9 protein-coding genes (1 of these 9 cut by a window edge) are annotated in these 13273 nt (G+C 73.8%); 3 read left to right on the forward strand and 6 right to left on the reverse strand.

What is annotated here, in order from left to right:
• Positions 1–587 precede the first annotated feature (587 nt).
• The 5 genes from M446_RS16585 to M446_RS16610 form a co-directional block, all read right to left on the reverse strand.
• Positions 588–2237: a porin gene (locus M446_RS16585; RefSeq protein ID WP_043701326.1), complete on the reverse strand. Its 1650-nt coding sequence runs from the start codon at positions 2235–2237 to the stop codon at positions 588–590.
• Positions 2238–2525: 288 nt separating this feature from the next.
• Positions 2526–3734, reverse strand: a complete 1209-nt coding sequence (gene mhpT, locus M446_RS16590) for a 3-(3-hydroxy-phenyl)propionate transporter MhpT (RefSeq protein ID WP_012333260.1) — start codon at positions 3732–3734, stop codon at positions 2526–2528.
• 69 nt (positions 3735–3803) lie between these two features.
• A complete protein-coding gene (locus M446_RS16595) occupies positions 3804–5927 on the reverse strand; it encodes an acetate--CoA ligase family protein (RefSeq protein ID WP_012333261.1) in 2124 nt (707 codons plus the stop codon).
• Positions 5928–6274: 347 nt separating this feature from the next.
• Positions 6275–7126: a p-hydroxycinnamoyl CoA hydratase/lyase gene (locus M446_RS16605; RefSeq protein ID WP_012333262.1), complete on the reverse strand. Its 852-nt coding sequence runs from the start codon at positions 7124–7126 to the stop codon at positions 6275–6277.
• A 26-nt stretch (positions 7127–7152) separates the two neighbouring features.
• Positions 7153–8598 carry an aldehyde dehydrogenase gene (locus tag M446_RS16610; RefSeq protein WP_012333263.1) on the reverse strand — a complete coding sequence of 482 codons (1446 nt, stop codon included), beginning with the start codon at positions 8596–8598 and terminating at the stop codon, positions 7153–7155.
• Between the two features lie 83 nt (positions 8599–8681).
• On the opposite strand from M446_RS16610, the gene M446_RS16615 reads away from it, so the two are divergent.
• Together M446_RS16615 and M446_RS16620 are read left to right on the forward strand one after the other, a co-directional pair.
• On the forward strand, positions 8682–9125 hold the full coding sequence (locus M446_RS16615) for a MarR family winged helix-turn-helix transcriptional regulator (RefSeq protein ID WP_012333264.1): 444 nt from the start codon (positions 8682–8684) through the stop codon (positions 9123–9125).
• Between the two features lie 1128 nt (positions 9126–10253).
• Positions 10254–11417 carry a mandelate racemase/muconate lactonizing enzyme family protein gene (locus tag M446_RS16620; RefSeq protein ID WP_012333265.1) on the forward strand — a complete coding sequence of 388 codons (1164 nt, stop codon included), beginning with the start codon at positions 10254–10256 and terminating at the stop codon, positions 11415–11417.
• A 29-nt stretch (positions 11418–11446) separates the two neighbouring features.
• Here M446_RS16620 and M446_RS16625 read toward each other — a convergent pair whose 3' ends face one another.
• Positions 11447–12415 carry a DUF6328 family protein gene (locus tag M446_RS16625; RefSeq protein WP_012333266.1) on the reverse strand — a complete coding sequence of 323 codons (969 nt, stop codon included), beginning with the start codon at positions 12413–12415 and terminating at the stop codon, positions 11447–11449.
• A gap of 162 nt (positions 12416–12577) precedes the next feature.
• Between M446_RS16625 and M446_RS16630 the strand changes: the two genes are divergently transcribed.
• Positions 12578–13273, forward strand: partial view of an alpha-amylase family glycosyl hydrolase gene (locus M446_RS16630; protein ID WP_012333267.1) — the 5' portion only. The gene runs 933 nt beyond the window's last position; only the first 696 of its 1629 coding nucleotides appear in the window; it begins with the start codon at positions 12578–12580; its stop codon lies off the right edge, out of view.

Below are 13273 nucleotides of genomic sequence, written 5' to 3' on the forward strand. Positions count from 1 at the left end.
GGCGCCGCGCCTTCGGCAAGGTGCGAGCACTCCCCCTCGCTCGGTCCGTCGGGCACGGCTCGGCCGCCTTCCGCAACGGCCTCGGCTGAGGGGCCGGCAATCGATCGGTGTCCGGCGCGCCCGCCTGACGCAATCCCGATCGAGAGATCACGACACCCCGCAGCCTTTGCAGTCACGCACCCCCTCGCGCCGAGGCCCCGCAGAGCTGACAGGGCGGATCCGGGACGGTCCTCCGATCCGCGAGGATCACCGGTCGCGGTGCGCCGCGGCAGCCTGCCGGGCGATCTCCGATCGCCGGCCCCTCGACGGGGAGGATGCGCCTGCCAAGGGGGTGCGGAAGAGTTTGCCGGATGACAGGATCGCACGCCCTGCACCGGGGGAGCGAACGCGTCCTGTTCAGCCTCCGCGGCGGGACCTGCCCGGGCAGGACCGCGCCCCTGCCGGCACGACCGCCCGGTTCCCGGTCATCGGCCCGCGGCCGCGGAGGAACGTCCACCCTCGGGAGCGCGCCTAGGCCGGGCGCACGACGCCGAACGGGGCGGGAGCGATCGCCGCCCCGCCCCGCCTTCGACCGGTTCCGACCGCGATCAGAAATCGCGCTGCACGCGCATCCGGACCTGGAAAGTGTCCTGGCTCGCCACTGTCGGCGCGGCCTGGACCTGCGCCAGGGTCGGCCCGCCCGCGAGGCCCGCCGCCGCGAGGTTCAGGACGGACTTGTTCGGGTTGAGCACCCGCCCGCTGGCGACGGCGGTCCGCACGTAGACGCCCTCGACGCCGACATCGAGGTCCCGCACCGGCGACCAGATCAGGCTGGCGCCGGTCACGAGTTCGGTCGTGTCGCGCAGGACCGGGCTGATGGCGAGGGCGGCCGCCCCGGCCGCGCTGGTGGGGTTCGGAAGCCCGCCCACGCCGAACAGCGCGCTTCCGGCCCGCACCCCCTTGCCGAACTGCATCTCGCCGTAGGAGGCGAAGACGGCCGAGCGCCACTCCGGCACCCAGTAATGCAGCAGGGATGCGACGGCCGAGAAGGAGGTCGACGGGGTCATCCGGCCCGTGAGCGGGTCGACGACGGCGTCCGCGTAGGACGAGCTGAACAGGCCCGGGACCGGGAAGCTCGACGGCGTCAGGGCGCCGTTGTAGTTCGCGACGCCGACGTAGCGCTCGGCCCCCTCCCCGTAGGCGCCCTGGAGATAGAGCGCGTCCCCCGCGGCGAGGAAGGGCAGGCTGATCTTCACGCCGCCCTGGATCGCCCAGCCGTAGGCGCTCGCGGCCCGGCCCGCGGGCGCGGCGGCGCGCGGCAGCGCCGCGGCCTGCGCCGGCGTCAGGACCGTCAGGGCCGGGCCGCCAGCCGCGCCGAGCACCGGATTGCCGGCATTGAGCTCGTGCACCGCCGCGGAGAGCTGCGCGGCCCCCCAGGACCCGTCGTAGCGCAGAACGCCGACGACGTCGGGCATGCGCGAGCGCTGGACCGTGTCGAGCGAGGCGACGGCGACCGGAGCACCGGCGGCGTCCGTGACCACGAGGGGCGCGAAGCTGCCCGAGGCGGCGCTCGGGCCGCCCGCGAAGGTCCCGGCGGCCCCTCCGCCGAACAGCGGCGTCTTGCGGAAGTTGGAATCCTCGACCGAGAGCGTGGCCGTGACCCCCTGGCCGAGCGTCGCCGTGTAGGCCAGGAGGTTCGTGGAGGCGAGGCCGGAGCCGAGCGCGTTGCCGATGATCTCGAAATCGCCGCCGTAGAAATCGTAGAACGAGGCCGCGCGGCCGGCCGTGAGACCCGCGAACTGGATGAATGCCTTGTCGACGTTGACGAATTGCTGGACGCGACCGGCCGTGTCGACGCCGGTCGCCGAGAAGGCCCAGCCGAAGCGCTCGACGGTTGGCGCCTTGAGGTAGCCGCCCGTGCGGCTCGCGAGGTCGAAGCGCACGAAGGCCCGCAGGGTCCCGTAGCCCGTCGAGGTCCGGGCGTCGAGGTTGAGCCGGCCCAACCCGCGATAGCCGACTGTGTCGCCCCCGCTGCGCATCAGCGGCTGGATGACGGTCGCCTCGAACCGCGCGCGGCCACCGATCCGGATGCAGGTGTCGGTGCCCGGAACGGTGAAGAAGCCGACGCCGTGCGCCGTGCAGACCCTGACGTACTCGACCGGTGCCGCCTTCCTGACCGGGAGGTCGGCCGCCGACGCGCCGGCGACCCCCGTCAAGGCCGCGGCGGATGCCGGCAGCAGACTCCTCATCCTTACCATTGCGTTTCTCCCGCGCTCGTGGCGCTTGCGCCGCCGGTCTAGGCAAGACGATGCGCAGCACCCTCCCGTGACGGCATTGCGGCATAGACCGGACTCGACACCTCGTCGGAAGCTGACCCCGACGTCATCTGTGCCGCTGGTCTTGTCCTGCCACGAATCAAGACTACGACGTGCCGTGCGAAGCCGGCAATCTGCAAATCCGCAACACCGGACCGAAATGATGACCCTAAGTCAGACCGGGATGGTCCGACGCCGTGCCGCACCGGTCCGGGCACCGGAAACGCGCGCTCAGGCGGGCCGGACGCGGCAGGCCAGGAGGGTGGCGGCGAGCCCCGACAGCGCGAAGAGCGGCACCAGGACCAGGAGCACCTCGATGGGGCTCTGCCCCGCCTTGAGCAGGACGCCCGCGAAGAGCGGACCGACGACCGATCCGAGGCGCCCCACCGAGACGGCCGCCCCGACGCCGGTGCCGCGCATCTCCGTCGGGTAGCAGCTCGGCGCGAGGGCGTAGAGGGCCATCTGCGCCCCGGAGGCGGTGGCCCCGATCAGGAACCCGGCAGCCATCATCAGGGCGAGCGAGGCCGGGACGGCGGCGAGCAGCACCAGGGCCGCGATGCTGCAGCCGAAGATCAGGGCCACCGACGCCGCCCGGTTCCAGCGGTCCATCAGCAGGCCGGTCGCGACGCTGCCGAGGGCGCCGCCGAGGTTGAAGGCGACCTGGACCCAGGACGCGTCGGCGCGCGGCAGGCCCCGCGAGATCAGCAGGGAGGGCAGCCAGTTGAGGAGGAGGTAGAAGACGAACAGCCCGAGCAGGAACCCGGTCCAGAGCAGGGCCGTGGCGACGGCCCTGCCCTCGCCGAACAGGGCGTCGGGCACGCTGCGGGCCGGCCGGCCCGGCGCGGCGGGGCCCCCGCCGGCGGGCAGCCACGCCGCGAGCAGCGGGATCACCGCGAGCGGGGCGACGCCGCCGAGGACGAAGATGCCCGACCAGTTCCCCGGATCGGTGTCTACCAGGGTGGCGAGACTCGCCAGGACGCCGCCGACCGGCAGGCCCGCGTAGAGCGCCGCCACCGCCCGGCCGCGATAGGCCGGCGACGCGGTCTCGGCGACGAGCGCGATCAGGTTCGGCAACGCCCCGCCGAGGCCGACCCCGGTCAGCAGGCGGGCCGCGACGAGCTGGTCGAAGCGCGCGGCGAGCCCGGTGAGGATCGACATCAGCCCGAACACCGCGACCGCGGCGAGCAGGGTGCGCTTGCGGCCCAGCCGGTCGGAGATCCGCCCGCCGAAGGCCGCCCCGACGAGCAGGCCCAGCGTGCTCGCGCTGAAGAACAGGCCGAGCTGGCTCGGGGCCAGGCCGAAGGCCGCCACCAGCCGCGGCGCCGCCACCCCGGCCGATTGCAGGTCGAAACCCTCGATCGCCGCCACCAGGCAGCAGAGCCCGAGGGCCGTCACATTCGCTCCCGACGCCTCGCGCGCCGGCACCACGGCACCCACCATGTCCAACCTCCCGATCGCAGCAGGATTTCTCGGGCCTCCGCCGACCCGTCGCGCGCGGCGGCGCCGGCCTCAGGCCGGCGCGACCAGCATCAGCGCGTCGAGGGCGAGCGCGCCCTCGCCGGCCGGGTAGACGACCACCGGATTGAGATCGATCTCGCGGATGCGCGGCTCTCCCGCGAGGGTGCGGCCGAGGGCGGCGGCCAGGCGGGCCACCGCCGCCACGTCGCACCGCGCCGCGCCCCGGAACCCGTCGAGCAGGGCCGCGCAGCGCAGGGCCATGATCTCGGCCGCGATCGCCGCCTCGTCCATGCCGGGCGAGAGCAGGCGCACGTCCTTCAGCACCTCCGCCTGCACGCCGCCGAAGCCCACGAGCACGACCGGGCCCCATTCGGGGTCGTTGCGGCCGCCCAGGATCAGTTCGACGCCGCGCGGGCCCATCCGCTCGACCAGCACGCCGTCGAGGACGAGGCCGGGCCGGTGGCGCGCGACGTTGGCCGCCAGGCGCTCCCAGCCCTCCGCGAGGGCCTGCGCGTCCCGCAGGCCGACGATCACGCCGCCCGCGTCGCTCTTGTGGGACAGCTCGGCCGATTGCGCCTTGAGCACGACCGGGTAGCCGAGGACCTCGGCGGCGCGCAGGGCCTCCGCCAGGGTCGTGGCCATGCGGCCCTCCGGGAAGGGCACCCCGAGCGGGGCGAGGGCCGCCTTGGCGGCGTATTCCGGCACCACCCCGGCCAGGTTCCGGGCCAGGTTCCGGGCCAGGGCCGGCGCGGCCGGCGCGGCCGGCGCGGCCGCCGCGGTGGCGATCCGGCGGCCGGACCGCCGCGCCACCGCGGCGAGGGCCCGCACGGCCCGCTCGCCCGACGGGAAGCAGGGCACGCCGAGGTCGCGCAGGGCCGCGAGGCCGTCGGGCGGAACGGCCGCGCCCTCGTCGAGCCCGGCGAAGACCACCGGCTTGCCCGGCCGAAGCTCGCGCAGGGCCGCGATGATCGGCGGGAACTTGAGGCGCGCCGTGGTCTCGTCGGTCTGGATGATGCCGAGCAGGATCGCGCCGAAGCGGGGATCGTCGAGGAGCGCGGCGAGCGCGCGCCGGTAGAGGTCGGGGTCGACCAGCCCCTGGGCGGTCAGGTCGACCGGGTTGCTGACGGGCACGAAATCCGGCAGCGCGGCGCGCAGGCCCGGGCTGTCGGCATCCGCGATGGCCGGGAGGTCGAGGCCGACCTCCTCGGCGAGGTCGAGGGTCAGGGCCTTGTAGGCGCCCGACTCCACCAGCACGGCGCTCCCCCCGGACCCGGGCGGCGGGCAGCGCAGCAGGATCTCGGCGACGTCGGCGAGCTCCTCCAGGGTGGGCACCAGGCTCACGCCGGCGTCCTCGACCTTGAGGCGCATGAGGTCGTAATCGCCCGCGAGCGCCCCCGTATGGGTGGCGGCCGAGCGGCGGGCGGCCTCGCCGCGCCCGGGATGGAGCAGGACGACCGGCTTGCCGGCCGCGTGGGCCCGCCGGGCCGCCGCCAGGAAGCGCGCGGGCTTGCGGAACTGCTCGACGATCAGGACGATCACCCGCGTGTCGGGATCCTCGACCAGGAACTCGACGTAGTCCTCGACGCCGCTCGCGGCCTCGTTGCCGGTCGAGACCGAGTAGGACAGGCCGAGCCCGCGCGCCTGCAGCGTCACGGCGAGCACCGCCGCCATGGCGCCGGATTGCGAGACGATCCCGATGCCCGGGCGGCCCGCGAGCCGGGTCCCGGGCAGTTCCACGAAGGTGAGGGGCACGCCGTCGACGAAATTGACGAGGCCCAGGCAATTGGGCCCCTCGACGACCATGCCGGCCTCGCCGGCGATCCGGGCGATCTCATCCTGCTCGGCGCGGCCGGCCTCGCCGCCCTCCGCGAAGCCGGCCGAGAACACCACCGCCGCCCCGGCCCGCCGCGCCGCCAGCGCCCGGATCGCCGGCAGCACGGCGGCGCGCGGGATGGCCAGCACGGCGGCGTCCACCCCGTCCGGCAGCGCCTCGACGCAGGGCAGGCAGGGCCGCCCGCCGATCTCCGCCCGGTTGGGGTTGACGAGGTGGATCGCGCCGCAGTACCCGGCGCGCTCCAGGTTGGCGAGGACCGAGGCGCCGAGCGCGCCCGGCTTGTCGGAGGCCCCGACGATCGCGACCGAGGCGGGCCGCAGCAAGCGAGCAAGATCTGTCATGGATTGGGCGTCCCTCACGCGGCACGACGCGGCGTGCCCGGCTGTGCGCGGATCGGCTCACCCCCGTTCTTGACGCAGGGGAAGAACCGGGTCGAGGCGAGCGCCGTCCTCACGCTGCCGAGGCCGGAAGCGCGGGGTGGCGTGCCGATCGGTGGTCTCTGCCGCGGGGCGCACGACCCGTCGAGTCGGGCCGCGGCTCAGGTTCCGTGCGGGGCCCGCCTCCGTCGCCGCACCGGCCGCCGGGTCGGCGAGGAAGGCGGGTCCCGCACGGGCGAGGCCTCCTCCGCCGAGGGGATCACCGGCGAAGGGATCACCGGTGCGGCGCAGGCGTGGCCGGTCCTGCGGATTCAGGCAGGATTGGCGGAGGCGGTCCTGCGCAGGTCGTAGGCGCCGAGGCCCGGCTTGTAGGACTTCTCGTCGATGAACTGGCGGATGCCCTCCTTGCGGCCCTCGCCGTCGTAGCTGTTGGCCGCCTCCTGCGCCCGGACCAGGTAATCCTCGGCGTTGTCGTAGGTCATCTCGCGGACGCGGCGGATCGCGTCCTTGGTCGCCTTGAGGGCGGTCGGGTTCTTGGCGAGGAGCAGGGCCGCCACCTCGCTCACCCGGGCCCTGAGCTGCCCGGCCGGCACCGCCTCGTTGACGAAGCCCCAGGCCGCGGCCTCGCGGCCGTCGATCGCCTCGCCCGTCAGGGCGTGGTACATGGCGTTGCGGAACGAGGTGAGTTCCACCGCGACCTTGCTGGCGCCGCCGCCCGGCAGGATGCCCCAGTTGATCTCGCTCAGCCCGAACTGCGCCTCCTCGGCCGCGAAGGCGAGGTCGCAGGCGAAGAGCGGGCCGTAGCCGCCCCCGAAGCACCAGCCGTTGACCATGGCGATCGTCGGCTTCTGGTACCAGCGCAGGCGGCGCCACCAGCCGTAGCTCTCGCGCTGCGCCTTGCGGGTGCCGGCGAGCCCCTGGGCCTCGGTCTCGCGGAAATACTCCTTGAGGTCCATCCCGGCGGACCACGCGCTGCCCTCGCCGGTGAGCACCAGCACGCCGACGTCCTGGCGGAATTCCAGCTCGTCGATGACCTCCATCATGCGCCGGTTGAGCTTGGGCGACATGCAGTTCCGCTTCTCGGGCCGGTTGAAGCGGACCCAGGCCACCCGGTCGATCACCTCGAAGGCGACGGTGTCCCGCTCGCTGCGCTCCTGCGACATCTCTCTGTCCTCTCCTGGTGCCGAAATCAGATCGGGTAATGGCCGGGCTGGGTCTCGATCGTGATCCAGCGCAGCTCCGTGAAGGCGTCGATCCCGGCCCTGCCGCCGAAGCGGCCGTAGCCGGAGGCCTTGACGCCGCCGAACGGCATCTGGGCCTCGTCGTGGACGGTCGGGCCGTTGACGTGACAGATCCCGGAGCGGATGCGGCGGGCGACCCGCAGGCCCCGCGCCGTGTCGCGGGTGAAGACCGCCGCCGAGAGGCCGTAATCGGTGTCGTTGGCGAGGGCGACCGCGTGCGCCTCGTCCCGGGCGCGCACGATCGCCACGACCGGCCCGAAGCTCTCCTCTCGGAACAGCCGCATGTCCGGCGTCACCCGGTCGACCGCGTGGGCGGGCATCAGCACGCCCGCGGCCGGGCCGCCGGCCACGAGCACGGCCCCCTCGGCCAGCGCCGCCTCCACCAGGGCGCCCACATGCGCGACGGTGCGGCGGTCGACGACGGCGCCGAGCGGCGCGCGGCCGTCGCGGGGATCGCCCACCGCCAGGGTCTCCACCTTGGCGCGGAACCTCGCCACGAAGGCCTCCGCCACCGCGTCGACGACGATGATCCGCTCCGTCGACATGCAGATCTGGCCCTGGTTCATGAAGGCCCCGAACGCCGCCGCCCGCACGGCCTCGTCGAGATCCGCATCCTCCAGCACCAGGAGCGGCGCCTTGCCGCCGAGTTCCAGGAGGCAGGGCGTCAGGGTCTCGGCCGCGCGCTTGGCGACGACGCGCCCGACCGCCGTCGATCCGGTGAAGTTGACCCGGCGCACCGCCGGGTGGTCGATCAGGGCGCCGACGACCTCGCCCGCCTCCTCGGGCCGGTTCGCCACGTAGCCGACCACGCCCTCCGGCAGGCCCGCCGCCCGGAGCGCCTCGGCGATCAGCGCGTGGGTGCGGGGGCAGAGTTCGGACCCCTTCAGGATCACCGCGTTGCCGCAGGCGAGGGGCACCGCGACCGCCCGCACGCCCAGGATCACCGGGGCGTTCCAGGGCGCGATGCCGAGCACGATCCCGGCCGGTTCGCGCATGGCCATGGCGAGGCAGCCGGGCTTGTCGGACGGGATCACCTCGCCGCCGACCTGGGTGGTGAGGGCCGCGGCCTCGCGCAGCATGGAGGCGGCGAGCGTCACGTTGAACCGCGCCCAGCCCGCGGTGGCGCCGACCTCGCCCATCATCGCCGCGACGAAGGCCTCCGCCCTCGCCTCGATCTGCGCGGCGGCGCGCATCAGCGCGGCGCGGCGCGCGTTCGGTCCCAGGTCGGCCCAGGCCGGGAACGCCGCCGCGGCCGCGTCGGCCACCGCCACGGCCTCGTCCGGCCCGCAGGCCGGCACCCGGCTCGCCACCTCCCCGGTGATCGGATCGTGCCGCACGAGCAACCGCTCGGCAGCGGCGGCCACGCCGCCCGACACCCCGGCCATCGGCATCATCCCCCTCGTCGCTTCCCCTCGGTATTGTTATGGTTCATAGCATAAAATTTGCGGGCCGCAACGGGGTGCTCTAAGGGGCCGGGGTGACGTCGAAGCCCCCGCGCCTGCACAGCCCGCTCAACGACCTGCTCGGCTACCAGCTGCGCCGCGCGTCGAACGCCCTGATGGCCGAGCTGGGTCAGGATCTCGGCCGGCTCGGCCTGACGCCCACCGAGGCGTCGGTCCTGGTCCTCGTCGCGGCGAATCCCGGCGTGACGCAGACCGAGATCGGCAGCGAACTCAGCATCAAGCGCGCCAACATGGCGCCGATCACGGCGCGGCTCGACGCGCTCGGCCTGGTGCTGCGGCAGCCGGTCGACGGGCGGGCGCAGGGGCTGTTCGTCACCCAGGCCGGCGCCGCCCGCGCCGACGAGGTGCGCAACGCCATGACGGCGCACGACCGCAAGATCATGGCGCTGCTCCCGAAGGACCTCAGGGACGGGCTGCGGGCGAGCCTGCCGGTGTTCTGGCGCCAAGCCGGACGCTGAGCGTCCCGCGCCGCAGCCTTCCCCGGTCCGGCGGCGAAAATGTCGGGGGATGCGCATCCTCAGCGGACACGCCGCGCGCGCCGCCGCCGCGCGGGCCGGGCGAGCCCCGCTCCGGTCCGCGCGGCACCGACGAAAACCCCAACGCGTCCAGGAGCGTGCGCGGCGCCCGAGCGGCCCGCGAGGGCGGGGGCCGCGCCTACCGTCGCGGCCTGACAAAAACTCCGTACTTCGGTCCCTGCCCGGATGACAAAAACCGAGTTCCTGCCCGGTCTGTGGACAACCCCCCTGGACTGTGGACAATTTCAAGGATTCGTCACGGGCCGCCGTACTTCGTTCCGGCTTGCCCCGTACATCGATCCGTCAACGCCGTACATCGATCCGTCAATCCCGTACATCGATCCGCGAATCGCGGCTTAACCACTTGATGCCGCGGCGGGATTCGGACCTGAAACTCAGATTCTAAAACCTTTAAAACAGATTCAAAACGCCTCCGGCGGGGGTTTCGCGAGAAATTCGAAGAAGGAGGGCGTCGCGCGCGAATCAACAGCCGCGGGCTATGTTCGGGATGGTGATGGAACAAGAGTCGTTGCGAATCGATGACCGGCGAGAGACAAGCGGAAACGGGGGTGCGCGGCACCCGAGGACTCGCTGACGCCGACGATGCCGATGGTTCACGCCCACTTCCTGATCACCGGACCGCTCGCGGCGGCGCAGCGCGGCGCGCCGGGTTCCGGACCCGGTCGAAGGCCGCCCCGAGTGCCCGGCGCGGGGCGGGCGCGCGCGCCTCTGGGTCCGGTGAGCCGTGCCCGCAGCGCGTCCGCCGCGTGCCTGCGGTGCGCGAGCGAGCGGAACAGCCGCATGTCGAGGGGGATGTCGGCCTCGGCGGGCCCCGCGCGGGCGCGGCAGCCGGGCGAGCCCGTGACCGTCGCGCGCCATGCCCTGCGGCGTCGCCGCGAGGTCGAAGGTCGGGACCGTTTCGCCGCCGGCGAGGTCCGCCCGCGCCGCCCGGCTGAGCCGAATGGCATCGGCAATCCGGCTCAGCCTCGTCTCGCATCATTGTTCGCCGCCGAACCGGTGACCCCTTCGGCGAATGATGCTTAGCTGCGCGGCCCGACAGGAGGGCCGCGCATGCGCATCGTCGACGTCCGCGAGATCACCAAGCCGATCGCCTCGCCGATCCGCAACGCCTATATCGACTTCACGAAGATGACGACGAGCCTCGTCGCGGTGGTCACCGACGTGGTGCGCGACGGGCGCCGGGTCGTCGGCTACGGCTTCAACTCCAACGGCCGCTACGGCCAGGGCGGGCTGATCCGCGAGCGCTTCCGCGACCGCCTGCTGGAGGCGCCCCCCGAGAGCCTGCTGAGCGAGGCCGGGGACACCCTCGACCCGCACCGGATCTGGGCCGCGCTGATGCGCAACGAGAAGCCCGGCGGCCACGGCGAGCGCTCGGTGGCGGTGGGCACCCTCGACATGGCGGTCTGGGACGCGGCCGCGAAGATCGCCGGCAAGCCGCTCTTCCGGATGCTGGCGGAGCGGGAGGGCCGGGAGGCCGACCCGCGCGTCTTCGTCTACGCGGCCGGGGGCTACTACTATCCGGGCAAGGACGACGCGGCGCTGCGGGCGGAGATGCGCAGCTACCTCGACCGCGGCTACACGGTCGTGAAGATGAAGATCGGCGGCGCCTCCCTGGCCGAGGATCGCCGCCGCATCGAGGCCGTGCTGGCCGAGATCGGCGGTCGGGCGCGGCTCGCCGTCGACGCGAACGGGCGCTTCGACCTCGAGACCGCCATCGCCTACGCCAAGATGCTGCGGGACTACCCGCTGTTCTGGTACGAGGAGGCGGGCGACCCCCTCGACTACGCCCTGCAGGCGGCGCTCGGCGGCTTCTATCCGGGGCCGATGGCGACGGGCGAGAACCTCTTCTCGCACCAGGACGCCCGCAACCTCCTGCGCTACGGCGGGATGCGGCCGGACCGCGACTGGCTGCAATTCGACTGCGCCCTCGCCTACGGGCTCGTCGAGTACCTGCGCATCCTCGACGTGCTCGCGGAATTCGGCTGGTCGCCCGCCCGCTGCATCCCGCATGGCGGGCACCAGATGTCGCTCAACATCGCGGCGGGGCTCGGGCTCGGCGGGAACGAGAGCTATCCGGACCTGTTCCAGCCCTACGGCGGCTTCCCGGACGGGGTGCGGGTCGAGGACGGGCACATCGTCATGCCCGACCTGCCGGGCATCGGCTTCGAGGGCAAGGCGGAGCTGATCCGGGTGATGCGGGACCTGGCGGAGTAGCGGGGCCGGCCCGGCGCGGCCTCATCCCCTCATGCCGGCCCGCCGGGCTCCCCGGCCGCGCGCGGCGCGTCGCCCCGCCCGGCGCCCGCGGCCCGGCGGCGCAGCACCAGCGGCGCCGCGTGCCAGAGGCCGAGGAGGCCGCACAGGCAGAGGATCCCGCCCGCGAGGCCCGCGCGACCGGATTCCAGCACCTTGGCGAGGACGACGCCGAGATCGGCCGCGATGCCGAGGGCCAGCGTCACGCTCGCGGCGAGCAGGAAGCGCGTCCCGAGGCGGTGGACCTCCGGCGCGTCCTCCCCCGCGTAGACGATGCGGTGGAAGGCGGCGGGGGCGACGAGCCAGATCACCGTGAGCGCGATCAGCCCGAGCGCCGCCATGTGGACGGCCCGGGCGGCGAAGGGCAGCGCCTCGAAGGAATCCGTGAAGGTGATGACGAGCTGGAAGCCGAGCAGCGCCTGCGCCCCGGGCAGCATCACCCGCGCCTCGGTCAGCATCTGCTCGAGCTTGACCTCGAGGGGCGTCGGGCCGGGCTCCGGCGCCCGCCGGGCCCGCTCGCGCTCGCGCGCGCCGGCCCGGCGGGCCCGCGCGGCCCCGAGCCCGAACCAGAAGGTCACCGCGAGGCCGAAGATCAGGAGGCCCGCCGGCAGCGCCGCCCAGGGGCCGAGCACCCGCTCGACGGCCAGGAAGACGTCCGCCCCGAGCGCCAGGGAGAAGGGGGCGAGCGACAGCCCGGCGCAGCGCCCGATCACCCGCAGGATCCGGCGCGTGTCCCGGCCGCCCTCCACCATGCGGTGCTGGACCGAGGGCGTGATCAGCAGCGCCACCGTGAGGGTGATCAGGGCGAGCGCCGCCGCCCAGACCAGGCGGTCGTGCGGCGGCAGCCGGTCGAGGGCCGGGCGGAAGGCGCCCTGGAGCTGGAAGCCCAGCAGGATCTGCGAGCCGAGGATCAGGATCCGGGTCTCGTCGAGGCCGACCTTCACCTTCTTGGACAGGGACATGGGTTGACCGAGCCGGCAGCGCGACGGGGGCATGACAACCCCGCGCCCGCGCCCCGGTTCCGGCCGGGAGGGCGGCGAGGCGGGATCTCCGGTCGCGCCGGCCGCGCGGGAACAGCGCCCGGACGGAGCCGCTTGTCACGCCACCCGCAGCCGGCGACCGCGATGGACCGACCGACGCCCGACCCCGACGCGCTCGCCCCGACCGCGCCCCGCTCCCCGGCGAGCCTCGCGTGGTGGCAGGAGCGCGTGCTCTACCAGATCTTCGTCCCCTCGTTTCAGGACGCGGACGGCGACGGGTTCGGCGACCTCGCCGGGCTGATCTCCCGCCTCGACCACCTGTCGGATCTCGGGATCGGGGCGGTCTGGCTGACGCCGATCTATGCCACGCCCTTCGAGGATGCGGGCTACGACGTTACCGACTTCACGCAGGTCGGCGCGCGCTTCGGCGACCTGCCGACCTTCGACCGGCTGCTCGCCGGCCTCCACGCCCGCGACATCCGGCTCATCCTCGACTTCGTGCCGAACCACACCTCGGACCGGCACCCGTGGTTCCGGGAGAGTCGCGCCTCGCGGGCCTCGCCGCGGCGGGACTGGTACGTCTGGCGCGATCCCGGCCCGGAGGGCTCTGCGCCGAACAACTGGCTCAGCCGCTTCGGCGGCAGCGCCTGGACGCACGACGCGCGGACGGATCAGTCCTACTATCACGCCTTCCTGCCGAGTCAGCCGGACCTGAACTGGCGCAACCCGGAGGTGCGCCGGGCCATGCACGAGGTGATGCGGTTCTGGCTGCGGCGGGGCGTCGACGGTTTCCGGATCGATGCGGCGGCGGTGCTCGCGGAGGACGCGGCCCTGCGCGAC

Origin of the sequence: Methylobacterium sp. 4-46 (genome assembly GCF_000019365.1) — a bacterium.
GTDB lineage: Bacteria > Pseudomonadota > Alphaproteobacteria > Rhizobiales > Beijerinckiaceae > Methylobacterium.